The following is a 25090-nucleotide window of genomic DNA, read 5'->3' as shown; positions in this document are numbered from 1 at the left end:
CGGGCGCCTCACCGCCGCACGCTCAGCGACAGCGCGAAGCGGCCCGCCGCGTCCGTCCACCAGTGGGTCAGCTCCAGCCCGGCGGCGGCCAGTTCCGCGCGCACACCCTCCTTGCGGAACTTCGCCGACACCTCGGTGCGCAGTTCCTCGCCCGCCGCGAAGTCCACGGCGAGGTCCAGCGCGGGGATCTTCACCGACTGCGCCGTACGGGCGCGCAGCCGCATCTCGATCCACTCGTGCCCGGCGTCCCACAGGGCCACGTGGTCGAAGGCGTCCGGGTCGAAGTCGGCGCCCAGTTCCCGGTCGATGACGGCCAGGACGTTCTTGTTGAACTCCGCCGTCACCCCGGCCGCGTCGTCGTACGCCCGGACCAGGACCTCCTCGTCCTTGACCAGGTCGGTGCCCAGCAGCAGCCCGTCGCCCGGCTCGAGCAGGCCGTGCACCGAGGCGAGGAACTCGGCCCGTTCGGCGGGCAGCAGGTTGCCGATCGTGCCGCCCAGGAAGGCCACCAGCCGGGGGCCGGGCGTCCCGGGCAGCGTCAGCGGGGCGGTGAAGTCGGCGATCAGCGCGTGGACCTCCAGCCCCGGCCGCTCCTCGGTGAGCGCCCGCCCGGCCTGGGTGAGCGCGCTCTCGCTCACGTCGACCGGGACGTACGCCCGCAGGCCGGTCAGCGCGTCGATGAGGTACCGGGTCTTCTCCGAGGAGCCGGAACCCAGCTCCACCAGGGTGCGGGCACCGCTGGCGGCGGCGATCTCACCGGCCCGGCCGGACAGGATCTCCCGCTCGGCACGCGTCGGGTAGTACTCCGGCAGCTCGGTGATCCGCTCGAACAGCTCACTGCCGCGGGCGTCGTAGAACCACTTGGGCGGCAGGGTCCTGGGCGTGGCGGTGAGGCCGCGCAGGACGTCGGCGCGCAGCGCGGCGTCCGTGGCGTCCTCGGGGAGGGTGCGGGTGACGTGCAGCGGACTCACGAGCAGGGCTCCTTCGGGGGAACGGACGCCAGGTCCTCGATCGGGGCGAGCAGGACGCCGCCGGCGCGGTCGGCCGTCAGCACCGTGCGGTCCGGCACCTCCTGCCAGCCGGGGCCGTCGTCGTACGGCTCGGAGGCCACCACCGTGTGCGGTCCGGGCCCGGCGCGGTACCAGAGGCTGTCGCCCCAGGCGGTGGCGGCGATGGTGGCACCGTCGGTGAGCAGCAGGTTCAGCCGGGAGGCCGGGGCCGCCTCCGCCAGCCGCAGCACCGTCTCGGCGAGGGCCCGGCCCGGCCGGTCGCCGGAGCGCAGCCGGGCCTGGACCAGCGCCCAGACGAACGCCGAGTCGGTGCCCGCCTGGAGGGCCAGCAGGTCGACCGGGCGCAGCGCGGACACCAGCGGCGCCGCCGCGTCCGGCCAGCCCGCGATCGCGCCGTTGTGGCTGAACAGCAGGTGCCCGGCGGCGAAGGGCGCCGCCGCGGCCTCGGCGTCCGCCCCCGCGAGGGTGGCGTCGCGCACGGCGGCCAGCAGGGCGCCGGTGCGCACCACCCGGGCCAGGTCGGCGAAGGACAGGTCCGCCCAGATCGGCCCGGCCCGCCGGTAGCGGGCCGGAACCGGGTCACCGGGCGCGTACCAGCCCACCCCGAAGCCGTCGGCGTTGACGGTGCCGTAACGCTGCCGGCGCGGCGCCCAGGACTGGCGGTACAGCGCGTGCGGGGGCTCCACCAGGAGCTGCCCCAGAGGCACCTCGGGCCCCAGGTAGGCGAGGTGACGGCACATCAGGCGGTCTCCGTACGGGCGGTGCGGAAGCCGGCGAAGATCTGCCGCCGGACCGGGTAGTCCCAGTTGCGGAACGTGCCCCGGCAGGCCACCGGGTCCACCGCGAACGACCCGCCGCGCAGCACCTTGTGCTCGGGGCCGAAGAAGACGTCCGAGTACTCCTTGTACGGGAACGCCGTGAACCCCGGGTACGGGAGGAAGTCGGAGGCCGTCCACTCCCACACGTCACCGATCAGCTGCCGTACCCCGAGCGGGGACGCGCCGGCCGGATAGCTGCCGGCCGGGGTCGGACGCAGGTGCCGCTGGCCGAGGTTGGCGTGGTGCGGCTCCGGGTCGGCGTCGCCCCACGGGTAGCGCGTCGAGCGGCCGGTGGCCGGGTCGTGCCGGGCCGCCTTCTCCCACTCCGCCTCGGTGGGCAGCCGGCGCCCGGCCCAGCGGGCGTAGGCGTCCGCCTCGTACCAGCACACGTGCAGCACCGGCTCGTCGGGCGGGACGACCTCGGTGACGCCGAAGCGCCGCCGCAGCCACTGCGTGCCGTCGCGGTGCCAGAACAGCGGCGCGCTGATCGCGTGCCGCCGCACGTGCGCCCAGCCCTCCGGCGCCCACCAGCGCTCGGTGTCGTAGCCGCCGTCGCCGATGAAGGCCTGGTAGGCGGCGTTCGTGACGGGGACGGTGTCGATGAGGAAGGGGGCCACCTCCACCCGGTGCGCCGGGCGTTCGTTGTCCAGCGCCCAGGGCTCGGTGGAGGTGCCCATGGTGAACGGACCGCCGGGGACGAGCACTTCGGCGGGTCCGGTGAACGGCGGCGCCGGTTCCGGGTCCGGGGCGGTGAGCGCCTGCGGGCCCCGGCGCAGCTGATGGGTGATCAGCATGGTCTCGTCGTGCTGCTGTTCGTGCTGGGCGACCATGCCGAAGGCGAAGCCGGCCTCCGTCAGCCGCGAGCCCTCGAAGGCGGCGCCCGCCAGCACGTCCAAGGCGCGGCCGCGTACCTCGGCCGCGTATCCCCGGGCCTCGGCGGGCGGCAGCAGCGGCAGCGAGGGCCGTTCGGCGCGCGGGTGCTCGAAGGCGTCGTACAGGTGGTCGATCTCGGGCCGCATGGCCTCCCGGCCGCCGAGGGTGCGCAGCAGCCACAGCTCTTCCTGGTTGCCGATGTGGGCGAGGTCCCACACCAGCGGGGACATCAGCGGCGAGTGCTGGGCGGTGAGGTCGGGTTCCTCGACGCAGTCGGTCAGCAGGGTGGTGCGGGCGCGGGCCCGGGTCAGCGCGTCCAGCGCCCGCTGGCGCAGGGCCTCGGCTCCGGCGGCCGGCGCCGGTGCCTGGGCGGCGGTGGTGTCGGTGTCGGGGGCGGTCATGTGCGGATGTCCTTCCCGTGCGTGCGGCGGTCCCGGCCGCGGGTGTGCGGGTCCGCCGCGCGGGTGGCGCGGCCGGTCCGGCGGGTGCCGCGGGCGGCCCCGAGCAGGTGGTCGAGCTGGTCGTCGGCGGGGCAGCGGCCCCGGGCCACGTAGCGGTCCAGGTAGGCGGCCACGGCGGCCGTGACCGCGGGTCTGGCGCCGAGCCGGGGCAGGGCCTCCAGGGCCACCGCGAAGCAGGCGGTGGCGGCCTCGCGCAGCTCCGGGTCGGCCAGGCCCTGGCGCGCCGCGTCGAGCCACAGCGCGTTGTGCGGGGCGGGCCGGTCGCCGGCCCGCTCGGCGAGCGGCTTCACGATCCGGTACGCGGTCTCGGCCGCCGCCGGGTCGTCGAACAGCGCCGCCGTCACCGCCAGCGGCACGATCCAGCCGTCGTCGCCGGGCTGCGCGTCGATCATCCGCAGCTCCAGGTGGCCGCGCGGTCTGACCGGCGGGAACAGCGTGGTGAGGTGGTAGTCGAGGTCCTGCCGGGTCGGGGGCCGGGGCAGTCCCGTCCTGGTCCACTCCCGGAAGGTCAGCCCGTCCGGGACGTGCCACGGGCCGTCGTCCCGGCGCACGCACATCACCGGGGAGTCCAGCACGTGCCGGGCCCAGGCGGCGCTGGGGTCCCCGGTCAGCGGCGGGCCGCCCGCGCGGCCGGGGCCGATCTCCATCCACAGCAGCTGCCGGGTGGACAGCCAGCCCGAGGGCTCGCCGCCGATCAGCGGGGAGTTGGCGAACGCCGCCACCAGGACCGGGCCCAGCTGGTGCGCCAGCCACCAGCGCCGGTGGTGCCCGAGCGGCCCCGGTTCCGGGTACCCGGCGTCCACGCAGACCTGGACGGAGGCCGACACGCACATCATGTGGCGGCCGGCGGTGCCGGTGCGGTCCAGGCAGGCTTCCATGGCGTCGTACCGGGGTTCGCGCAGGAACCGGCGGGGGGTGTGCCAGGGGTCGTGGCCCGCGCCGACGAGGGCGAGACCGTCCTCGGCCAGCGCCGCGCGGACGGCGCTCAGATCGGCGGAGACGGTGCTCACGCACTCCGTGAGGGAGGCGGCGGGCTGCGAACTCAGCTCCAGCTGACCACCTGGTTCGACGGTGAGCGCCGAGGTCAGGGGCACGGTTCGCAGGGCGGCGTAGGCCGCTTCGAGTCGTTCGGGTGTCACCGGGAGCCGCGGTGTGCGCAGCTCGTGGACCAGCCATTCCACCTCGACACCGAGGGTGCGGGGCGGTCCGGTCTTGAAGCAGATGCCCCGTATCAGGGCCTCCACCTCGGCCTCGGTGACGGCGGTGCGGTGCTCCGTACAGTCGCCGCAGTCGGTTGTTGAATCGGACATGTCGGGATCCTCCTGAGATTCCACCATGTCACCGTCCCGGCCCGCGCGGGCCGGGACGGCATCGTCCGTCCCACCCAAGACCTTTCCCCCGATTCGCACAAGGGTGCACATCGGGGCGTCCGGGGTCCGCCGAGGAGCCGGAATCCGGCCTTTCGGAGCCGGTACGCAGGCTCCCGGCGCCGGGAAATCCTGTTGCACGGCCAGACCAGCATCGCTCACGATGCCTGCATGAGCACGACGGGGGAGGCCGCGCGGGCCGCGGGCATGGCGTCCACGGGGGTGGCGCCATGAGCGCGCGCCTGCGCGGCCTCGCCCAGGAGACCGAGCGGATCGTCGCGGCGGGCGGCTACCGCCTGCCCGACGGCCGCGAGGTGTCCCTGGCGGCGGCGATCGCGGCCGCCCGGGCCGGTACGCGGATGTGCGGCCCCGAGCCGGTCCCCGTCCCGCTCACCCCCGCCGCCGGCCGGCCGCCCGCCACGGCCCCCGCGGCCGGTCGGGCACCCGGTGCCGGTCCGGGACCCGAGTCACCCGGGTCCGCCACGCTCGTCGAGGTCACCGGGGAGAGCAGCCTGGAGGCGGCACGCCGGCTGGCCGCGGCCCCCGTGGCCGTGCTCGACTTCGCCTCGGCCCGCAACCCGGGCGGCGGCTACCTCAACGGTGCCCAGGCCCAGGAGGAGGCGCTGTGCCGGGCCTCGGCGCTGTACACCTGCCTGCTCCGGGCCCGGGAGTTCTACGACCACCACCGCGCCCACCGCGACCCCTTCTACACCGACCGGGTGGTGCACGCCCCGGCCGTGCCGGTCTTCCGCGACGACCGCGGCCGCCTGCTGCCTGAGCCCTACCGCGTCGGCTTCCTCACCGCCGCCGCCCCCAACGCGGGCGTGATCCGGCGTACGGCACCCGAGCGCGCCGCCGGGCTGGCCGGCGCCCTCGCCGTCCGCGCGGAGCGTGTGCTGGAGACCGCCGCGGCCCACGGCTACCGGCGACTGGTGCTCGGCGCCTGGGGCTGCGGGGTCTTCCAGAACGACCCGGCCCAGGTCGCGGACGCCTTCCGGGCGCTGCTCGGTCCCGGCGGCCGGTTCGCCGGCCGCTTCGGGCACGTGGTGTTCGGGGTGCTGGACCGGACACCTGGAGCGGTGGTCCGGGAGGCGTTCACCCGGGCGTTCCCGCGGTCCCCCTCCGGGTCCGAGCCGCGCGGCCTCCGGTTCTGAGCGGCGCGGTCTGCCGGTCCGAGCCGCGCGGCCTCCGGTTCTGAGCGGCGCGGTCTCCCGGTCTGAGCGGTGAGGTCTCCGGGTCCGAGCGGCGCGGTCTCCCGGCGTCAGGTCCAGCCGTAGCGCTCGTGCAGCCGCTGCCGCACCAGGTGGAAGCGCATCCGGTCCAGCGCGCACGCCTCCCGGCGCATCCCGTCCTCGTGCAGGCGCAGGACCCGGCCCACGTCCACCCAGGAGTCCCGCCCGCTGCGGTCCCAGGGCCCGCTGCCGATGGCCACCCACCGGGGCGCCTTCGCCGCGCCTCCCGGCGCGCCGTCGTGCCGCTTGCTGGTCAGCTGCACGGCGAGGAACGTCCCCGCCGCCTCCCGGGCCACCACCAGCACCGGGCGGTCCTTGCCCCGGCCGTCGTCCTCCTCGAACGGCACCCAGGTCCACACGATCTCCCCGGGATCGGGGTCGCCGTCGTGGGCGGGGGAGTATTCGGTGCGGACCCGGCCCACCTGGCGCGGGTCGGCCTCGGTGGTGGCGGCGGGGCCGTGGCGGCCGGGCACGTCGTCGTCGGCGGGAAACTCGGGAAAGGTGTTCACGGGGGCACCCTAGAGCGTGCTCCCGTGAACACCTGCGCAGGGTCAGACCTCGTCGACGGGCACCTTCCGGGACGGGCCGCCCAGAGGCGAAGTCCCGGCCGCTACCTGCTCGTTCGGGTTCATCGAGGCCAGCAGCTGGCGGGCCAGCCCCAGTCCCGTGCCGCCCATGGTGAGCGCCTTGGCGAACATCTCCGCCATGCCGTCCGCGCCGTTGAGCAGCACCATGTTGTCGACGTTGCCGAACGCCGAGGCGCCCGCCTGGACGATCTCCGGCCACTTCTCGGCGAGTTGCTGCGCGACGACCGCCTCCTGGTTCTCGGCCAGGGCGGCGGCGCGGGCCTTGATCGCCTCCGCCTCGGCGAGGCCCTGCGCCTTGGTCGCCTCGGCCGCCGCCAAACCCTTCGCCCGGGCCGCGGCCGCCTCGGCCTCACCGGTCGCCCGGGTCGCCGCCGCGCCGGCCGTGCCGCGGGCCTCGGTGGCCTGCGCCTCGGCGGCGGCGGCCGCCTTGACCCGGGTCGCCTCGGCCGCCGCCGCCAGCTCCGTCTCCTTCGCCTTGGCCTGCGCCGCCGAGATCCGGGCGTCGCGCTCGGCCTCGGCCAGGGTGCGCTTCTCGTAGGCCTGGGCGTCGGCCGGCTTGCGGACGTCCGCCTGGAGCTGCTGCTCGCGCCGTTGCGCCTCCAGCTCGGCGACCCGGGTCTCCTGGACGACGACCTCCTGCCGGGCGCCGGCGTCCGCCAGCGGCCCCGCCTGCCGGGCCTTCGCCCCCGCCTGGTCCCGTTCGGCCTGGTAGCCGGCCTGGAGGATCTCGCTGTCGCGTGTCGCCTGCGCCATCCGGGCGGCCGCCTGCTGCTCCGCCTCGGTGGCGAGCCGGTTCGCCTCCGCCTGCGCGATCCGCGCGTCCCGCTGCACGGCCGCCGCGTGCGGCATGGCCAGGTTCTGGATGTACCCGGTCGGGTCCTCGATCTCGTGGATCTGCAGCGAGTCGACGATCAGGCCGAGCTTCTCCATCTCCGTGCCGCAGGCCGCCCGGGTCTGCCCGGTCAGCTTCTCCCGGTCCCGGATCATGTCCTCCACCGTCAACCCGCCGACGATGGACCGCAGATGACCGGCGAAGACGTTGTGCACGCGCTCCGCCATCAGCCGCTGCTGGTCCAGGAAACGGCGGGCCGCGTTGGCGATCGACACGAAGTCGTCGCCCACCTTGAAGATGACCACGCCCCGCACCTTCAGCGGGATGCCCTGGTGGGTCACGCAGTCCACGCGCAGTTCGGTCTCGTTGAGATCGAGCGAGAGCCTGCGCACCGCCTGCACACCGGGCAGCACCAGGGTGCCGCGCCCGGTGACGATGCGGAACCCCATCCCCTCCTCGAGACCTTCGGTACGGTGTTTCGAACCGGAGATGACGAGCGCCTCGTTCGGCTCGGCGACCCGCCACATCATCTTGAACAGACCGATCAGCACGAGGACGGCGGCAACCGCCACCCCCGCGAAGACGCCGACGACCATCGGCATACGCCCCCCTTTGCATGGTGCCCGACCGGCACCGGACGAAGGGAGTGTGCTCCCGCGCCCGCCCCGGGTGAAGAAGCGGGCGAATCCTTGTTGCAATCTTGATGCGCACGTCCTCACCTGGGGCGCAGCGGGCTCAACCGCCGTACGCGGCCGTGACGTACACCGTCCGCGGCGGCAGGTGCTCCACCACCATCACCACCGTGCCCGGCTCCAGCCGGGCCGTCCCGTCGGCGGCGTAGGCGAGGAAGTGCTCCGCGCCGCCGCGCACCCGGACGATCACCTCACCCACCAGTCCGGGTCCGATCGTTCCGGTGACCCGCCCCATCAGCCCCACCATCGACGCATCGTCCATCGTCACAGGGTAGAGGCGCCCCCGCCGGACCGCCCGGGCGTGCACTCACACCGGCCGGACGGGCCCTGTGCGGCGGCCTTAACCCTCGTCGATCAGCCGCGGTCACGTCCGCGTAATGGGCCGTCCGTACGGTCGTCGGACCGACAGCAACCGGCTGACCAGCACTTCAGGGGGCGCCCGTGGCCGCGCAGGACCCGCAGGACGCCACCGCCGCAGCGGACCGCCCGGTGCGGACGGTCTGCTCGTACTGCGGTGTGGGCTGCGGCCTCGTCCTCGACATCGGCCGCGGCCCCGACGGACGCCGTACGGTCCTGAAGGCCTCCGGTGACAAGGAGCACCCGGCGAACCGCGGCCGGCTGTGCACCAAGGGCGCCACCACCGCCGACCTGCTGTCCGCGCCGGGCCGGCTGACCACCGCCCTGCTGCGGCCGGAGCGCGGCGAGGAGGCCGTGCCCACGGCGCTGGACGCGGCGGTCGCGGAGACGGCCCGGCGGCTGCGCGGCATCGTCGACGAACACGGCCCGGACGCCGTGGCCCTCTACGTCTCCGGGCAGCTGAGCCTGGAGGCCCAGTACCTCGCCAACAAGCTGGCCAAGGGCTACCTGCGCACCAACCAGATCGAGTCCAACTCCCGGCTGTGCATGGCGAGCGCGGGCACCGGCTACAAGCTGTCGCTCGGCGCGGACGGGCCGCCCGGCTCCTACGACGACCTCGACCGGGCCGACGTCTTCCTGGTCATCGGCTCCAACATGGCCGACTGCCACCCGATCCTGTTCCTGCGCATGATGGACCGGGTGAAGTCGGCGGGCGCCAGACTCATCGTCGTCGACCCGCGCCGCACCGCCACCGCCGCGAAGGCCGACCTGTTCCTCCAGATCAAGCCGGGCACCGACCTGGCCCTGCTCAACGGCCTGCTGCGGCTGCTGCACGACGCCGGGCACACCGACCCCGCCTTCATCGCCGCCCACACCGAGGGCTGGGAGGCGATGCCCGCCCTCCTCGCCGACTACCCGCCCGCCACCGTCGCGGAGCTGACCGGGATACCCGAGGCGGACCTGCGCACGGCCGCCCGGTGGATCGGGGAGGCGGGGGAGTGGACGAGCCTGTGGACGATGGGCCTCAACCAGTCCACGCACGGCACCTGGAACACCAACGCCCTGATCAACCTGCACCTGGCCACCGGCAGAATCTGCCGCCCCGGCAGCGGGCCGTTCTCCCTCACCGGCCAGCCCAACGCCATGGGCGGCCGGGAGATGGGCTACATGGGCCCGGGCCTGCCCGGCCAGCGCTCGGTGCTCGACGACGCCGACCGCGCCTTCACCGAGGACCTGTGGGAGCTGCCTCCGGGCACCCTGCGCGCCGACGGCGTAGGCAAGGGCACCGTGGAGATGTTCCGCAAGATGGCCGACGGCGAGATCAAGGCCTGCTGGATCATGTGCACCAACCCGGTCGCCTCCGTCGCCAACCGCCGGACGGTCATCGAGGGCCTGGAGGCCGCCGAGTTCGTCGTCACCCAGGACGTCTTCACCGACACGGAGACCAACGCCTACGCCGACGTCGTCCTGCCCGGCGCGCTGTGGACCGAGACCGAGGGCGTGCTGATCAACAGCGAGCGCAGCCTCACCCTGGCCCGGCCCGCCGCCGACCCGCCCGGCGAGGCCACGGCCGACTGGCGGATCATCGCCGCCGTCGCCCGCGCCATGGGCTACGAGCAGGGCTTCTCCTACGACAGCGCCGAGCAGGTCTTCGAGGAGATCAAGCGGGCCCGCAACCCGCACACCGGCTACGACCTCACCGGGGTGACGTACGAGCGGCTGCGCTCCGCCCCCGTCCAGTGGCCGGCCGCGGACCCCGCGGGCCCCGACCGCAACCCGGTGCGCTACGTCGGCACCGACGGCTCGCTCACCTTCCCCACCGCCACCGGCCGCGCCCGCTTCCACGCCCGCCCGCACGTCCCGCCCGCCGAACTGCCGGACGACGACTACCCGTTCGTCCTCAACACCGGGCGGCTGCCGCACCAGTGGCACACCCTCACCAAGACGGCGAAGGTCGCCAAGCTGAACAAGCTCGACCCCGGCCCGTTCGTGGAGCTGCATCCCGAGGACGCGCGGCGGCTCGGCGTGACCGGCGGCGACCGGGTGGAGGTGGCCTCGCGGCGCGGCCGGGCGGTGCTGCCCGCCGTCGTCACCGACCGGGTGCTGCCGGGCTGCTGTTTCGCCCCGTTCCACTGGAACGACCTGTTCGGGGAGTACCTGAGCGTCAACGCGGTGACCAGCGACGCGGTGGACCCGCTGTCGTTCCAGCCGGAGTTCAAGGTGTGCGCGGTGTCGCTGACGAAGGTGCCCGCACCGGTCCCCGCCTTCGCCCCCGGCGCGGCACCCGTCTCCGTCGCCTCCGCCCCCGGCGCTCCCGCCGCCTCCGCCGGCCTCGCCGCCCCCGCGCCGTCCGACGCGGCGTCCGTGTTCGGCCTCGAGCCCGCCCCGCCGCCGGTCCTGACCGAGGCGGAACGCCAGTACCTGACCGGCTTCCTCGCCGGGATACCGGCGGGCGCGCCCGGCGTCCCCGTCCTGCCCCCGGACGCGCCTTTCAGCCCCCGGCACGCCCGGTGGGTCAACGGCACGCTCGCCGGGATGTACTCGCGGGCCCCGGCCGACCGGAGCGCACAGCCGGTGCCCGGCCGCCGGATCGTCGTGCTGTGGGCCTCCCAGACCGGCACCGCCGAGGAGTTCGCCGCCGCCACCGCCGTCCGCCTCGGCGCCGACGGCCACGCCGCCTCCCTCGTCGCCATGGACGAGGCCGACCCCGCCGCCCTCCCGTCCGACGCCGACCTGCTGCTGATCACCAGCACCTTCGGCGACGGCGACGCCCCCGACAACGGCACCGGTTTCTGGGACACCCTGGCCGCTCCCGGCGCCGGCCGCCTGGACGGACGCCGGTACGCCGTCCTCGCCTTCGGCGACTCGGCGTACGCCGACTTCTGCGGCCACGGCCGCCGTCTGGACCGGCGCCTTGACGAACTGGGCGCGCTGCGGCTGGCCCCGCGCACCGACTGCGAACCGGACTACGAGAGCGCGGCCGGGGCCTGGCTCGACCAGGTGCTCACCGCCCTGAAGGACGCGCCCCCGCCCGCCACCGCACCGGCGCCCGCGCACCCCGCCCCGCTCGCCCCGGCACCCACCGCCCCGCTCACCGCGGCGTCCCCGGCAGCCGCCGCCCGTCCGCCCGGCCGGCCCGCCCCCGTCACCGCCCGCCTGACCGGCAACCGGCTGCTGAGCCTGCCCGGCGCCGGCAAGGAGGTCCGCCGCTTCACCTTCGACACCCGCGACAGCGGGACCCCGCTCGCCTACGAGGCGGGCGACGCCCTCGCCGTCCACCCGCTCAACTCACCCGCCCTGGTGTCGGAGTGGCTGGCGGTGACCGGCCTCGACGCGGCGACGGCGGTCACCGTGACCGGCGCCGGCGAGATGCCCCTGGAGGACGCGCTGCTGCGCCACCTGGACATCACCCGGATCAGCCCCGGCCTGCTGCGCTTCGTCGCCGAACGCGCCCGCGACCCGCGCGAACTGCGCAAGCTGCTGCGGCCGGACAACAAGGGCGAGCTGGCGAAGTGGTCCTGGGGGCGTCAAGCGGTCGACGTGGCCGCCGAGTTCGCGGTGCGCGCCGGCGCGGCGGAGTGGGTCCAGGCCCTGGGAAGGCTCCAGCCCCGCCTGTACTCCATCTCCTCCAGCCCGCTCACCGATCCCCACCTGGTCTCGCTCACCGTCTCCGTGGTCCGCTACGACAACCTTCACGGCCGCCCCCGGCAGGGCGTCTGCTCGCCCTTCCTCGCCGACGCCGCCCCCGGCACCCCGGTCCCGGTGCGCGTCCAGCGCTCCGCGCACTTCCGCCCGCCCGCCGATCCGGCCACGCCCATGATCATGGTCGGCCCCGGCACCGGCGTCGCGCCGTTCATCGGCTTCCTCCACGACCGCCGGGCCCGCGGCCACCGCGCCCCCAACTGGCTCTTCTTCGGCGAGCAGCACCGGGCCACCGACTTCTACTACGAGGAGGAACTGACCTCCCTCACCGCCGACTCCACCCTCACCCGCCTCGACACCGCCTTCTCCCGCGACCAGCGCGCCAAGGTCTACGTCCAGGACCGCATGCGCGAACACGGCCCCCTGCTCTGGTCCTGGCTGAAGGACGGCGCCCACGTCTACGTCTGCGGCGACGCCTCTCGCATGGCCCGGGACGTCGACCGCGCCCTGAGGGACATCGCGATCCTCCACGGCGGCCTGGCCCCGGACGAGGCGACCGCCCACCTCAAACAACTCACCGCCGACCACCGCTACGTACGGGACGTGTACTGACCCCGCGCCGGCCCGCCCGCCCTGTGCCTGTGCCATTGCCTCGATCCGCCGCGCCCGTTTCCGTGAGACGCGCCCACCAGACAGCTCCGTGGGCACTACAGTCTTCCCCTGTGTGCCAGGTCACACAGGGTGCGCGTCGGGCGGCCGGGGGGCCGTGCGTGTGCGCCGAAGTACGCCGTTTGGGGGGCTTATGCAGGAAATGGTGAAGGGCTCGAACGTCACGCTGTCGGCCCTGAGCGAGAACGTCGGCTCGGTGATCGTCGGTCTGCGGTGGGTCAGTCCGAGTGGCGAGGGCGACGCGGACGTGTCCGTGCTGCGGCTGGACGCGCGGGGCAAGGTGCGTAGTGACGCGGACTTCTGCTTCTACAACAACCCGGTCGCCGCCGACGGAAGCGTGCAGCTGCTCGGCAAGACGCCGACGGAGGGCGGGGACGAGGACCGGATCGGCTTCGACCTGTCGGCCGTTCCGGCGGAGGTCGAACGGATGGTCGTCGCCGCCAGCCGGTACGGCGGCGCCCGCTTCGGTGAACTCGAGGACGTGACGGTCACGCTGGCCGACGCGTCGGGCGAGTGCCTGCTGCGGTTCGCGATCGACGACGCGGACTCGGTCAGCGCCGTCATCTTCGGGGAGCTGTACCGCCGGGACGACGCGTGGAAGTTCCGCGCCGTCGGACAGGGCTACGCCGACGGACTGGCGGGCCTGGCGAGCGACTTCGGGGTCGACATCGACGACGACGCCGCCGTGGAGGCGGCCGTCGAGGCCGCGCTGGACGACGCGCCCGGTGACGAACCGGCGGCAGGGGCGGCCGCCCCTGCCGCGGTGGGCGAGCCGGCCGCGCGGCCACCGCTGAATGCCGTCCCGGCACCGCGGCAGGCGGACGACGCGCCCGTGCCGACGAAGCGGGCGGCGCGGCCCCGCACGGCGAGACGCAAGGTGACCCTGCCCAAGGCGGCCGGAAAGTCGCTGGCGGAGAACGAGTCCTGGCGGACGGCCAGGCTGTTTCCCGTCTCCGTCCTGAAGAACGACCGCGACCGCGAGACGCGCGCGACCTCCGTGCTGCTGTCGGTGATGGCCCAGGTCCCGGAGTTCGGCCGCCGGCTGACCGCGGCCTTCGGCGCACCGGCGGGCCGTATGGAGACCTTCGCCGAGGTCACCCTGCCGCACGGGGACACACCGCGCCGGCCGGACGGGATCATCCGGGTCGAGCGGGCCGGCAAGCTGTGGACGGCGCTGGTCGAGACCAAGACCAACGGCAACTCCCTGAAGTCCGACCAGGTGCAGGCCTACATGGACATCGCGGCGCGGCGCGGCTACGAGGCCGTCATCACGCTGTCCAACGACGTGACCCTGGAAGGCACCCCGCTGGTCGACGTCAAGACCGACGGCCGGCGCAAGCACAAGGTGGCCCTGTGGCACCTGTCCTGGGCCGAGGTCGCCCACCAGGCCCAGATGCTGATTCGGCACGAGGGCGTCGGCAACGCCGCGCACGCCTGGCTCCTCCAGGAACTGCTCCACTACGTGCAGCACGAGAACTCGGGCTGCCACGGGTTCCAGAACATGGGCCCGGCCTGGGTCCCCGTGCGCAACGGCATCGACGACGAGACCCTCTGCCAGGGAGATCCGCGCACGATCGAGGTGGTGGAGAGCTGGGAGCGGCTCATCCGCCAGGTGTGCCTCGCACTCGGCGGCGAACTCGGCCGGAAGGTGCTGCCGGTCCAGCGGACCAGGCGGGTCCGGGACCCGCGGGAGCGCCGGATCGCGAACGCCGACCGGCTCTGCGCGGAGGGGCGTCTGCAGGCGGAGCTGCGCATCGAGGGAACGCCCGGCGTCCTCACGGTCGGAGCGGACCTGCGGACCGGGCGGATACGCGTGTCCACGGAGATCCAGGCGCCCGCGGAGGGCTACCCCCTGACCTGGGCCAAGCGGCTCATCAGGCGCCTGGCCGAGGCACCGGCCGACCTGCACGTCGAGACCCTGGTGGACAGCGAGTCCGGCGGTCCGCGCGGCACGCTCGAACGGTTGCGCCCCGAACCGGCCGATCTGCTGCCGAAGGCGGACGGCACCCGGATCACCGGGTTCCGGCTGTCCCTGCTCAAGGGGATGGGCAGCGGCCGGGGCAGCGCCGAGTCCGGGTTCATCCGCAGCGTGAACGAGGCGGTGCTGCGGTTCTGCACCACCGTCGTGGCGCACCTGGACCAGCCTCCGGCCCGGCGGGCCCCCGCCCCGGAACCCGCACCGGCAGGCTGACGGGCTCCCCCGTCCTGGCGCCCCGGCCCGCGCGCGAGACGTACGGAGCCAGGCAGGGCGGAGGGCCGGAGCCGGGCATGGCGGAGGGCCGGAGCCGTGCGGCTCCGGCCCTCCGTGCGGGTGCGGGTCAGGCGGCGGCCGGCTCCGTCACGTTGCCGTGCAGGCGGGCGACGACCTCGGTCAGCTGGGCGGCGACCTCGGCGTCGTCGGACGGGTGGGTCTCGGCGAAGCGGGTCAGGGAGCCCGGGATGGAGAGCTTAATCTCCTCGATCACCTTGCCGCCGGCGATGCCCACGGCCTTGCGGGTGTCGTCCTGGGCCCACACGCCGCCGTACTGGCCGAACGCGGTGCCGATCACGGCGGCCGGCTTGCCGCCGAAGGCGCCGACGCCGTAGGGGCGGGACAGCCAGTCGATGGCGTTCTTCAGCACGGCCGGCATCGTGCCGTTGTACTCGGGGGAGAAGAACAGGAAGGCGTCGGCGGCCTGCGCGGCCTCACGCAGCTTCGCGGCGGCGGCCGGGACGCCGCCCTCGACGTCGATGTCCTCGTTGTAGAAGGGGACGTCGGCCAGGCCCTCGAAGACCTCGACCTCGGCACCCTCCGGAGCGAGCTTGGCGGCCGCCTCCGCGAGCTGGCGGTTGTGCGAACCGGCACGAAGGCTGCCGACGAGCGCGAGGATGCGAACAGACATGGGGTACTCCAAAAGAGGCGGGGACAGCGCAGAAACGATCCGGACCGGGGTCCGCTTAGTGTCTACCAGGCTAACCGGACCGCGGTCCAGTTTGTTCCCAGTGCTTTACGCTGTCTTCATGTCCAGCGCCCTGCCGCCCCTTCCGCAGTCCCAGGAGCCCATGGGCACGCCTCGCCTCCTCGACCTCGGCACCGACGCGTGCACCGGCGACGACGAGCCGTGCCTGCGCGCCGACGCCGCGCGCAACCGCGCCCGGCTGCTGGAGGCCGCCGCCCGGCTGGTGCGGGAGCAGGGCGCGGCGAACCTGACCATGGAGGCCGTGGCGGCCGCCGCCTCGGTGGGCAAGGGCACCGTCTTCCGCCGCTTCGGCGACCGCACCGGACTGCTCACGGCACTGCTGGACCACACCGAGCGCACCTTCCAGGCCGGGTTCCTCAGCGGCCCGCCCCCGCTCGGCCCCGGCGCCCCGCCCGTGGAGCGGCTGGTCGCGTTCGGTGTCGCCCTGCTGCGCCGCGCGGCGGACGAGCTGGAACTGCAACTGGCCGCCGAGCCCGGCCCCGACCGGCGCTACTCCGTGCCGCCCCGCCAGGTCCAGCACCACCACGTCGCCATGCTGCTGCGCCAGGCCGTCCCGGACGCCGACGCGGAACTCCTCGCGCACACCCTGATGGGCTACCTCAGCCCCGTCCTCGTGCACCACCTGACGAAGCAGCGCGGCATGTCCCTGGAGCGCCTGGAGTCGGGCTGGCTCGACCTGGTGGCCCGCATCACCCGCACCGAGCGGTCCGCCGGCTGACGCGTGCGGCCGCCGGTGCGCCGGGGGTCGTCCAACCGTGAACCACGTTCCCCCGGCCGCCGCCGCTCCCGGCCCCTCTGCCAAGATGCCGTACGTCATGGTGCAGAACCCGAACCCGCCCTCCTCCGCGCCACCCGCGGTCCCCGCACCGCGCCCGGTTCCCACCAGCGCCGATGTGGCCCGCCTGGCCGGTGTCTCCCGCGCGACCGTCTCCTACGTGCTGAACAACACCAGCGCCGTGCGGATCAGCGAGCCGACGCGCCGCCGCGTCCACGAAGCGGCCAGGGAGCTGGGGTACGTCCCCCACGCCGCCGCCCGCAGCCTGCGCGCCGGGCACAGCCGCATGGTCCTGATGCCCGCCCCCGCCATCCCCGTGGGCGCCCTGTACGGCCGGTTCATCAACGAGTTCCAGTGGGCCCTCAGCCGCCTCGACTACACCGTCGTGCAGTACGGCACCCTCGGCATCGGCGGCGACGAGGCGGCCCGCGCCTGGGCCGAGCTGCGGCCGGTCGCCGTGCTGGTGCCGGGCGCGGGGCTGGGCCCGCAGGGCGTCGCCGTCCTCAAGCGCTCCGGCGCCCGGGCCGTCGTCACCCTCGGCCCCGAGCGCGTCGAGGGGGCGCACGCGCTGCTGACGGACCACCAGGGAGTCGGACGCTGCGCCGGCACGCACCTGTACGCGCGCGGCAGGCGCCGTATCGGAGTCGTCGTCCCCCAGGAGCCCGGTCTGGACGCCTTCGCCCGGCCCCGCCTCGAAGGCGTGCGGCAGGCCCTGCACGGCACCGGCGCCACGGTCACCGAGCTGCCGCTCGCCTACACCGAGGAGTCCGCCGCCCGGCTCGCCGCCGGCTGGGCCGCGTCGGGCCTGGACGCGGTGTTCGCCTACAACGACGAGTACGCGATGCTGCTGATGCGGGCCTTGCAGGACGAGGGCGTACGCGTCCCCGAGGACGTGGCCGTGGTCGGCGCCGACGACCTGATGCTCGGCCGGCTGCTGCGTCCCCGGCTCACCACCGTCCACATCGAGCTGCCCTCGGGGCGCGACCTCGCCGAACTGGTCGACCGCGCGGTGCGCGACCCCGCGGCCGCCCCCGAGGCGCACGACGTGCTGGGGGCGTCGGTGGTGCGGCGGGACTCCAGCTGAAGACCCCACCGGTGGGACGTACGGAGTGGCCTGTTCCGGTGATCGGCGGGCTGTTCTACGCTCGACCGGACGGGGGTGGGCCCGGGCACCGGGCCGCCGGACGACCCGGCGACCCGACGACCGCGATCGGAGAGCGTCATGCCGCTGCTCGACCTCACCAGCCGGCCACCGAGCCCCCTGTCCGGACCCGAGTACACCGTCACCGAGCCCGCCACCGGCGACGCGCTCGCCGCCGTCACCCTGGCCGCCCCCGAGGACGTCGCCGGGGCGGCGCGGGCCGCCCGCGGCGCTCAGCCGGCCTGGGCCCGCACCCCGCACCCGGAGCGGGCCCGCGTCCTGCGCGCGGCGGGCGACCTGTTCGCCGCCCACGCCGACGAGCTGCGCGGCTGGCTGGTGCGGGAGTCGGGCTCCGTACCCGGCAAGGCCGACTTCGAACTGCACGTCGCCGCCCAGGAGTGCTACGAGGCCGCGGCCCTCGCCTCCCGGCCCGCCGGCCAGGTGCTGCCCAGCGAGGCGTCCCGGCTCTCGTACACGCGCCGGGTGCCGGTGGGCACCGTGGGCGTGATCGCCCCCTTCAACGCCCCGCTGATCCTGTCCATCCGCTCGGTCGCCCCCGCCCTGGCGCTCGGCAACGCGGTCCTGCTGAAACCGGACCCGCGCACCGCGGTCTGCGGCGGCCTCGCGCTCGCCGCCGTCTTCGCCGCCGCCGGCCTGCCCCAGGACCTGCTGCACGTGCTGCCCGGCGGCGCCGCGACCGGACAGGCCCTGGTGGAGGACCCGCACGTGCCGGTGGTCTCCTTCACCGGGTCCACCGCCGCGGGCCGCGCCGTCGGCGAGGCCGCGGGCCGCCTGCTCAAGCGCGCGCACCTCGAACTCGGCGGCAACTCCGCCCTGATCGTCCTGGAGGACGCCGACCTCGACGCGGTGATCTCCACCGCCGCCTGGGGCTCGTTCTTCCACCAGGGGCAGATCTGCATGACCACCGGACGCCACCTGGTGCACGCCTCGCTGTACGAGGAGTACGTCGAACGGCTCGCCGCGAAGGCCGAGTCGCTCACCGTCGGCGACCCGCACCGCGCCCCGGTGCACCTGGGCCCGGTCATCGACACCGGCCAACTCGCCAAGGTACACGGGCTGGTGGAGCGCAGCGCGGCCGGCGGGGCGAAGGTCGCGGCGGGCGGCACCCACGACCGCCTGTTCTACCGGCCGACCGTCCTCGCCGGCGTCGGCGACGACACCCCGGCGTACGCGGAGGAGGTCTTCGGCCCGGTAGCCCCGGTCCGCGCCTTCGCCGACGCCGACGAGGCCGCCGCGCTCGCCGCCGCCGGCCCCTACGGCCTCTCCCTGGGCATCGTCACCCGGGACACCGCCCGCGGCCTTGACCTCGCCGAGCGCATCCCGACCGGCATCGTCCACATCAACGACCAGACCGTCAACGACGAGGCCGTGGCCCCCTTCGGCGGGGTCGCCGCGTCCGGCACCGGCGCCCGGTTCGGCGGCGAGGCCAACCTGGACGCCTTCACCGAGCTGCGCTGGACGACGGTTCGCGGGGACGTGGCGCCGTACCCCTTCTGACGGCCACCCGCCACCCGCCACCCGTCACCCGACGGCCGCTACGCCTGCCCGGCGCCGCCCTCCGCAGGCCCGCCGTCGCCGCCCTGCTGCGCGGCGATGGTCCTGCGGACCTCGTCCATGTCCAGCTTGCGCGCCTGCCCGATGACGTCCGTCAGCGCGGCCTCGGGCAGCGCGCCGGGCTGCGCGAAGACCGCGACCTGGTCGCGCACGATCATCAGCGTCGGGATCGACTGGATGCCGAAGGCCGCCGCCAGCTCCGGCTGGGCCTCGGTGTCCACCTTGCCGAAGACCAGGTCCGGGTTCTCCTCGGCCGCCTTGTCGTACACCGGCGCGAACTGACGGCACGGCCCGCACCAGGACGCCCAGAAGTCGATGAGGACGAACTCGTTCTCGGTGACCGTCCGGTCGAAGTTCTCCTTGGTCAGCTCCACAGTGCTGCTCATGGCGATTCCCTCTTCCTGGGTGGGGGCGAAGCCGTCGGCACAAACACGCGCGCCCCGTTCCGTATTCCGCGCCCCTACCCGTGTGGCCCCACGGCACACCACCCACCAGACTGACCCCATGACGCAAGCTGAATCCATCGCGTACGACGTCGTGGTGCTCGGAGCCGGGCCCGTGGGGGAGAACGTCGCCGACCGCACCCGCGCCGCCGGTCTCACCACCGCGGTCGTGGAGAGCGAACTGGTCGGCGGCGAGTGCTCGTACTGGGCCTGCATGCCCAGCAAGGCCCTGCTGCGCCCGGTGATCGCCCAGGCCGACGCCCGCCGCCTGCCCGGCCTCGCCGGGGCCGCCCGGACACCCCTCGACGCCGCCGCGGCCCTCGCCCGCCGCGACGAGTACACCTCGCACTGGCAGGACGACGGCCAGGTCGGCTGGCTGGACGGCGTCGGCGCCGACCTGTACCGCGGCCACGGCCGCCTCGCCGGACCGCGCACGGTGACCGTGACCGGCCCCGACGGCACCCTGACCACCCTCACCGCCCGGCACGCCGTCGCCGTCTGCACCGGCACCCGCGCCCAGCTGCCCGACCTGCCCGGACTCGCCGGCGTCGCGCCCTGGACCAGCCGCGAGGCCACCAGCGCCAAGTCGGCGCCCGGCCGGCTGATCGTGGTCGGCGGAGGCGTCGTCGCCACCGAGATGGCCACCGCCTGGCAGGCCCTCGGCTCGCGCGTCACCATGCTCGTCCGGGGCAAGGGCCTGCTGCCGCGCATGGAGCCCTTCGCCGGGGAACTGCTCGCCCAGGCGCTCGCGGAGGCGGGCACCGACGTGCGCACCGGCACCACCGTCGAGTCGGTGAGCCGCGAGAACGGCACCGTCACCGTCGTCACCGGCGGCGGCGAGCGCATCGAGGCCGACGAGATCCTCTTCGCCACCGGACGCGCCCCGCGCACCGAGGACATCGGCCTCGACACGGTCGGCCTCGAACCGGGCTCCTGGCTGACCGTCGACGACAGCCTCCGCGTCACCGGCACCGACTGGCTCTACGCCGTCGGCGACGTCAACCACCGCGCCCTCCTCACCCACCAGGGCAAGTACCAGGCCCGTATCGCGGGCGCCGTCATCGCGGCCCGCGCCGGCGGCGAGGCGGGGCAGGACACCCCGTGGAGCGCCCACACCGCCACCGCCGACCACGACGTCGTCCCCCAGGTCGTCTTCACCGACCCCGAGGTCGCCTCCGTCGGCCTCTCCCTCGCCGAGGCGGAACAGGCCGGCCACCGGGTCCGCGCCGTCGACGTCGAGTTCTCCTCCGTCGCCGGCGCCGGCCTGTACGGCGAGGGCTACCGGGGCCGCGCCCGCATGGTGGTCGACCTGGAGGACGAGATCCTGCGCGGTGTCACCTTCGTCGGCCCCGGCGTCGGCGAACTCGTCCACTCCGCCACGATCGCCCTCGCCGGCCGCGTCCCGGTCGACCGCCTCTGGCACGCGGTGCCGTCGTACCCCACGCTGAGCGAGGTGTGGCTGCGGCTGCTGGAGGCCTACCGGGACAGCTGACCGTTCTACGGCAGCTTGAAGCCCAGTTCCCGGGCGGCCGCGGCGGGCGTCGGCTGGGTCCAGCGCTCCGCCATGGCCTGGGCGGAGGACAGGGAGCGTGGCTCGGCGCGGTCGAGGTAGAGGACGCCGTCGAGGTGGTCGGTCTCGTGCTGGACGATACGGGCCGGCCAGCCGGTGAACAGCTCGTCCAGGGCGCGGCCGTGCTCGTCCTGGCCGCGCAGCCGCACCTCGGCGTGCCGGGCCACCACCGCCTGCCAGCCCGGCACGCTCAGGCAGCCCTCGAAGAACGCGGCGCGGGCCGGGCCGGCCGGCTCGTACGACGGGTTGACCAGGACGCGGAACGGCTGGGGGACGCGGCCACGGGCCCGGGCCACCTCCCGCGGCACCGGCGCGGGGTCCTCGACGACCGCGATCCGCAGCGGGACCCCCACCTGCGGCGCGGCCAGGCCGACGCCCGGCGCCGCGTGCATGGTGCGGCGCAGGGCCTCGACGAAGCGGGCCAGCAGGGCGGGCTCCAGCTGCCCGTCGAACGGCTCGGTGCCGTGCCGCAGCACCGGATCACCGGCCGCGACGATGGGCAGCGGGCCGCCACCGGCCAGGAGTTCCTCGACCCGCTCGGCCAAGGGAGCACGGGCGGCGCCGAGTCGGGCGTCGTCGGAGGACGCGGGGTCCGTGGAAGCAGCCATCACGCCAGCATGCCACGGCCCCACGCCCCCCGGGCGTCATGCTCAGGCCTGCGGGAAGTCCCCGGCCAGCGCCGCGGCGATGCGCAGGTGCGGTTCCGCCTCCGCGGGCCGGGACTGCCGCTGGAGAGTGCGGCCCAGCAGGAGCCGGGCGTAGTGCTCCACCGGGTCGCGTTCGAGGATCGTTCGCAACTGCGCCTCGGCCCGGCCCAGTTGGGCGGAGTGGTAGTAGGCGCGGGCCAGCAGCAGCCGGGGGCCGGTCTGCTCCGGGACCTCCTCGACCAGTTGGGCCAGGACGCGTGCCGCGCCCGCGTAGTCCTCGGCGTCGAAGAACAGCCGTGCGCGGTCCCAGCGTTCGGCGGCGCTTCCCTGGTCGTAGTACGTCGTGTCGTCCACTCGGGCCTGCTCTCGGGTCTGCACTGGTGACCTCCTTCGACGCGGACAACCGACCCGGGTGATTGAAAATTCCACTACCGTGAGGGCCCGGCCGGGTCGGCCGGGTCGGCGGTGCCCGAGGGGTCGAGCGGTGCGCCGAGCAGGGTCGTCAGATCCCGGGTCAGCTCCCGGGCGCGGGGGCTGTCCTGGCCGCCGAGCGGCGCCAGCAGCTGCCCCAGCAGACCCTGCACGACCTCGATCGCGCGCCGGGTCACCTCGTGGCCGTCGTCGGTGAGGGACAGCTGCACGGCACGCGGGTCGCGGGGATCCCTCTCCCGGCGGATCATCCCGGCCGACTCCAGGCCGCGGGCCAGCTTGGAGACGTACAGGGGCTCCAGGCCGGTGGTGTCGGCGAGCTGCCGCTGGCTGGGTCGCACACCGGAGCGCCGCATGCCGTACAGCGAGGCGACCAGGGCGTACTGGGCGTGGGTGAGGCCCAGCGGGGCCACCGCCCGGTCCACCGCGACCCGCCACTTCATCGACAGCCGCCACACCAGGAAGCCCGCGGTGGCTCCTTCGGAGATCTCGCTCATGGGTGACCGCCGCCTCTGACCATGGCGATACCGTACATGGACACCATCGGCCGGGGCCGTGCCGACCGCCGCCCGCCGGTGGCGCCCCGGGCCCGGCCGTTCAGCCCAGGACGGCGGGCGCGAGCACCTCCTGGCACCAGCGGCGGAAGCCGGTCGGGGCGGGCGAGGCCAGGGCCTTCTGCTCGGCGTCGTAGATGCCGTCGTTCTGCGCGGCGGCCATGTCGACCAGGCCCCGCACCCAGGCCTCGCTCATGCCGTAGCCCGTCATCGCCGCCCTGTAGGCCTCCGCGTCGAGCTGCTGGAAGCGCACCGGGCGCTCCAGCACCTCGGACAGCACCCGCGCCATGTCGCCGGGGGACAGTGTGTCGCCCATCAGCGGGACGGTGCCCTGTCCGCTCCAGGAGTCGTCGGACAGCAGGGCGGCGGCGGTCGCGGCGATGTCGCGGGTGGCGACGGTGGCCAGCGGTCGGTCCGCGGTGTTCGCCAGGAAGAACACCCCTCGCGTCCTGATGGCCTCGGCCTGGTCGAGGAGGTTCTCCATGAAGAAGGGCATGGCCAGCGCCCGGTAGTCGACCCCGGTCCGCTCGATCGCGTCGTCCATCGCGAACGAGGGCGACAGCAGCCCGGCGGGCCGGCCGTGGGCACGGCCCAGGCTGGTGACACCGACGACGCGCCGGACGCCCCGGGCCGTGAGGGCGTGGCAGGCGGGGCGGGTGAAGCCGAGGTAGTGCTCCAGGATGTCGCCGGCGCCGGGGTCCGGGGGGACCAGCCACAAGGCGCTGTCGGCGCCCTCGAAGGCTTTCAGGAGAACCTCGGGGTCCCTGTGCGAGCCCCGCACGACCTCGGCACGCTCGCGTGTGCGCGCCGTCAGCCGGGAGGGGTCCCGGGCGATCACCCGGACCGGCCGGTCGCTGCCGAGCAGCACGTCGAGGACCTGGCGGCCGATCTGGCCGGTGGGAGCGGTGATGACGATCATCTGGGTCTCCTGGTGTGAGAGGGGCATGGCTGCGGGGCGGGGTGTGATGCGGGGGCGAGTGCGCACCCCGGCCGGCCGCGGCGCGGCGGTTAACGTTGATAACGGTTGCACGTTTCCAATGGTTCCGCAACTCGATAACAGCACTCTGTTATCGTTGCTAACCATGGAGACCGACCGCTTCGCCCCGGCGGAGAGCAACCGTGAACGGATCATCGCCGCGGCCCTCCGGCTGCTCGCGGAGGACGGACGCGAAGCCGTGTCGACGCGTGCCGTGAGTGCCGCCGCGGGCGTCCAGGCGCCCACCATCTACCGGCTGTTCGGCGACAAGCAGGGCCTGCTCGACGCGGTCGCCGCCCACGGCTTCGCCACGCACCTCGGCGCGAAGGCCCACCTGGAGCCAACCGCTGATCCGGTCGAGGACCTGCGCACCGGCTGGGACCTGAACACGCGCTTCGGTCTCGCCAACCCGGCCCTGTACACCCTCATGTACGGCGAGCCCCGCCCCGGCGCCGTGCCGCCCGCCGCCGCGGCCGCGCTGGGCGTCCTCGGCGCCCACGTCCACCGGATCGCCGAGGCCGGCCGGTTGCGGGTCGACGAGGAACGCGCCACCCAACTCGTCCACGCCGTCGGCTCCGGCACCACCCTCGCCCTCATCGCCACCCCCGAGGACCGCCGGGACCTCACCGTCTCCCGTCTGGCGAGGGAGGCGGTCATCACCGCGATCACCACCGGCGCACCCGCACCGGCGTCACCCGGCTCCAGTGGCGCGGCGCTCGCCCTGCGCGCCCTCCTCCCGCGGACCGGTGTGCTCACCCCGGGCGAACAGGCCCTGCTCACCGAGCTGCTGGACCGCATCGCCCGAGCCACCTGACCCGCCCGACCCGCCCCGGGCAGGCACAGTGCGGCCGGGTGCGGCGCCTTGCCGATGGGGTGCACGGCGGCGGTTGGCGGTGACGGGTGCGCGGGACGACGATGGAGGGGTGGGGTCACGGCCGCCGCCGCCGCAGCGCCGGCGCCGTCCCCGGCCGCCGGGGGACGGAGGCCGGCCCCGGCCGCGGTGAGCGGCCGGAAGGGAGCACACCGTCATGCTGGAAGTGAAGACGGTCGACAAGCCGGACGAGCGGCGCGACTTTCCCCGCGGTCACCTGGAAGCCGTCCACCTGAGCGGCCTCGACTTCGCCGTGGGCACGTTCGAACCGGGCTGGCGCTGGTCGGAGTCGGTGGCGCCGATCGCGGGCACCGAGAGCTGCATGGTGCACCACAACGGCTATGTGATGCAGGGGCGGATGGTCCTGCGCATGGACGACGGCGGCGAGAGCGAGATCGGGCCCGGCGACGTCTTCGTCTGCTCACCCGGTCACGACGCCTGGGTGGTGGGCGACGAGCAGGTGGTGCTGTACGACTTCGCCGGCGGCATGGCGAAGGACTACGCCAAGCAGACCTAGGGCCTGTCGTTCGGATCATGTCGGCGTCGCGGGGCGTGGCACGCACATCTGCGGCGTTGTCGTCGGTCCTCGACGCTCCGCGTCGACTCCCT

Annotated in this window: 22 protein-coding genes; 9 read left to right on the top strand and 13 right to left on the bottom strand. The window is 74.7% G+C overall.

The annotated features are described in order from the left end of the window. Window positions 1-8 precede the first annotated feature (8 nt). Genes egtD through egtA form a run of 4 tightly spaced genes read right to left on the bottom strand, consistent with a single transcriptional unit; the run spans window position 9 to window position 4472 of the window. Window positions 9-971: an L-histidine N(alpha)-methyltransferase gene (gene egtD / locus ACZ6CZ_RS21535; RefSeq protein WP_469023470.1), complete on the bottom strand. Its 963-nt coding sequence runs from the start codon at window positions 969-971 to the stop codon at window positions 9-11. Beyond that, window positions 968-1750, bottom strand: a complete 783-nt coding sequence (gene egtC / locus ACZ6CZ_RS21530; RefSeq protein WP_469023468.1) for an ergothioneine biosynthesis protein EgtC — start codon at window positions 1748-1750, stop codon at window positions 968-970. The genes egtD and egtC overlap by 4 nt, the downstream gene beginning before the upstream one ends. After that, complete coding sequence (gene egtB / locus ACZ6CZ_RS21525; RefSeq protein ID WP_469023465.1) at window positions 1750-3102, bottom strand: ergothioneine biosynthesis protein EgtB; 1353 nt, start codon at window positions 3100-3102, stop codon at window positions 1750-1752. Before egtB ends, egtC begins: the two co-directional genes overlap by 1 nt. After that, window positions 3099-4472, bottom strand: a complete 1374-nt coding sequence (gene egtA, locus ACZ6CZ_RS21520) for an ergothioneine biosynthesis glutamate--cysteine ligase EgtA (protein ID WP_469023462.1) — start codon at window positions 4470-4472, stop codon at window positions 3099-3101. Before egtA ends, egtB begins: the two co-directional genes overlap by 4 nt. Window positions 4473-4759: 287 nt before the next feature. Between egtA and ACZ6CZ_RS21515 the strand changes: the two genes are divergently transcribed. After that, window positions 4760-5683, top strand: coding sequence for a TIGR02452 family protein (locus ACZ6CZ_RS21515; protein ID WP_469023459.1), 924 nt, complete (start codon window positions 4760-4762; stop codon window positions 5681-5683). Window positions 5684-5790: 107 nt separating this feature from the next. Here ACZ6CZ_RS21515 and ACZ6CZ_RS21510 read toward each other — a convergent pair whose 3' ends face one another. The 3 genes from ACZ6CZ_RS21510 to ACZ6CZ_RS21500 all read right to left on the bottom strand — a co-directional run bounded on the left by ACZ6CZ_RS21510 (window position 5791) and on the right by ACZ6CZ_RS21500 (window position 8134). Then, the gene (locus tag ACZ6CZ_RS21510; protein ID WP_469023457.1) at window positions 5791-6270 is read right to left on the bottom strand and encodes a type II toxin-antitoxin system PemK/MazF family toxin; all 480 of its coding nucleotides are present in this window, start codon (window positions 6268-6270) and stop codon (window positions 5791-5793) included. A gap of 42 nt (window positions 6271-6312) precedes the next feature. Next, window positions 6313-7782, bottom strand: coding sequence for an SPFH domain-containing protein (locus tag ACZ6CZ_RS21505; protein WP_469023455.1), 1470 nt, complete (start codon window positions 7780-7782; stop codon window positions 6313-6315). Window positions 7783-7915: 133 nt separating this feature from the next. Next, window positions 7916-8134 carry a hypothetical protein gene (locus tag ACZ6CZ_RS21500; RefSeq protein WP_469023452.1) on the bottom strand — a complete coding sequence of 73 codons (219 nt, stop codon included), beginning with the start codon at window positions 8132-8134 and terminating at the stop codon, window positions 7916-7918. Window positions 8135-8313: 179 nt separating this feature from the next. Between ACZ6CZ_RS21500 and ACZ6CZ_RS21495 the strand changes: the two genes are divergently transcribed. Beyond that, entirely contained in the window at window positions 8314-12483 is a 4170-nt protein-coding gene (locus tag ACZ6CZ_RS21495) for a molybdopterin-dependent oxidoreductase (protein WP_469023449.1), read from the top strand. Between the two features lie 190 nt (window positions 12484-12673). Next, window positions 12674-14731 (top strand): TerD family protein, encoded by a 2058-nt coding sequence (locus ACZ6CZ_RS21490; protein WP_469023446.1) that lies wholly within the window; start codon window positions 12674-12676, stop codon window positions 14729-14731. A gap of 127 nt (window positions 14732-14858) precedes the next feature. Here the strand turns inward: ACZ6CZ_RS21490 and ACZ6CZ_RS21485 are convergent, their stop codons facing one another. Continuing rightward, complete coding sequence (locus tag ACZ6CZ_RS21485) at window positions 14859-15422, bottom strand: NAD(P)H-dependent oxidoreductase (protein WP_469023444.1); 564 nt, start codon at window positions 15420-15422, stop codon at window positions 14859-14861. A 118-nt stretch (window positions 15423-15540) separates the two neighbouring features. Here ACZ6CZ_RS21485 and ACZ6CZ_RS21480 point away from each other — a divergent pair, with 118 nt between their 5' ends. From ACZ6CZ_RS21480 to ACZ6CZ_RS21470, 3 genes are all read left to right on the top strand, one after another. Next, window positions 15541-16218, top strand: coding sequence for a TetR/AcrR family transcriptional regulator (locus ACZ6CZ_RS21480; protein ID WP_469023442.1), 678 nt, complete (start codon window positions 15541-15543; stop codon window positions 16216-16218). Between the two features lie 85 nt (window positions 16219-16303). Then, the gene (locus tag ACZ6CZ_RS21475) at window positions 16304-17359 is read left to right on the top strand and encodes a LacI family DNA-binding transcriptional regulator (RefSeq protein WP_469023993.1); all 1056 of its coding nucleotides are present in this window, start codon (window positions 16304-16306) and stop codon (window positions 17357-17359) included. Between the two features lie 138 nt (window positions 17360-17497). After that, the gene (locus ACZ6CZ_RS21470; protein WP_469023439.1) at window positions 17498-18934 is read left to right on the top strand and encodes an aldehyde dehydrogenase family protein; all 1437 of its coding nucleotides are present in this window, start codon (window positions 17498-17500) and stop codon (window positions 18932-18934) included. A gap of 38 nt (window positions 18935-18972) precedes the next feature. Here ACZ6CZ_RS21470 and trxA read toward each other — a convergent pair whose 3' ends face one another. Beyond that, window positions 18973-19377, bottom strand: coding sequence for a thioredoxin (gene trxA, locus ACZ6CZ_RS21465; protein WP_469023437.1), 405 nt, complete (start codon window positions 19375-19377; stop codon window positions 18973-18975). A 118-nt stretch (window positions 19378-19495) separates the two neighbouring features. Between trxA and ACZ6CZ_RS21460 the strand changes: the two genes are divergently transcribed. Further along, a complete protein-coding gene (locus tag ACZ6CZ_RS21460; RefSeq protein WP_469023434.1) occupies window positions 19496-20926 on the top strand; it encodes a dihydrolipoyl dehydrogenase family protein in 1431 nt (476 codons plus the stop codon). 5 nt (window positions 20927-20931) lie between these two features. Here the strand turns inward: ACZ6CZ_RS21460 and ACZ6CZ_RS21455 are convergent, their stop codons facing one another. From ACZ6CZ_RS21455 to ACZ6CZ_RS21440, 4 genes are all read right to left on the bottom strand, one after another. Then, complete coding sequence (locus ACZ6CZ_RS21455) at window positions 20932-21612, bottom strand: peptide deformylase (protein WP_469023431.1); 681 nt, start codon at window positions 21610-21612, stop codon at window positions 20932-20934. A 42-nt stretch (window positions 21613-21654) separates the two neighbouring features. Next, entirely contained in the window at window positions 21655-22029 is a 375-nt protein-coding gene (locus ACZ6CZ_RS21450) for a tetratricopeptide repeat protein (RefSeq protein ID WP_469023428.1), read from the bottom strand. A 50-nt stretch (window positions 22030-22079) separates the two neighbouring features. Then, window positions 22080-22577, bottom strand: a complete 498-nt coding sequence (locus ACZ6CZ_RS21445) for a MarR family winged helix-turn-helix transcriptional regulator (protein ID WP_469023425.1) — start codon at window positions 22575-22577, stop codon at window positions 22080-22082. A 100-nt stretch (window positions 22578-22677) separates the two neighbouring features. Then, on the bottom strand, window positions 22678-23553 hold the full coding sequence (locus ACZ6CZ_RS21440) for an NAD(P)H-binding protein (protein ID WP_469023423.1): 876 nt from the start codon (window positions 23551-23553) through the stop codon (window positions 22678-22680). Window positions 23554-23716: 163 nt separating this feature from the next. On the opposite strand from ACZ6CZ_RS21440, the gene ACZ6CZ_RS21435 reads away from it, so the two are divergent. Then, complete coding sequence (locus tag ACZ6CZ_RS21435) at window positions 23717-24424, top strand: TetR/AcrR family transcriptional regulator (protein ID WP_469023421.1); 708 nt, start codon at window positions 23717-23719, stop codon at window positions 24422-24424. Window positions 24425-24638: 214 nt separating this feature from the next. After that, the gene (locus ACZ6CZ_RS21430; RefSeq protein WP_469023418.1) at window positions 24639-24998 is read left to right on the top strand and encodes a cupin domain-containing protein; all 360 of its coding nucleotides are present in this window, start codon (window positions 24639-24641) and stop codon (window positions 24996-24998) included. Window positions 24999-25090 lie beyond the last annotated feature (92 nt).

The sequence above is a fragment of the Streptomyces sp. NPDC041135 genome (genome assembly GCF_055592085.1).
This window is presented reverse-complemented; position numbering and strand designations above follow the sequence as displayed.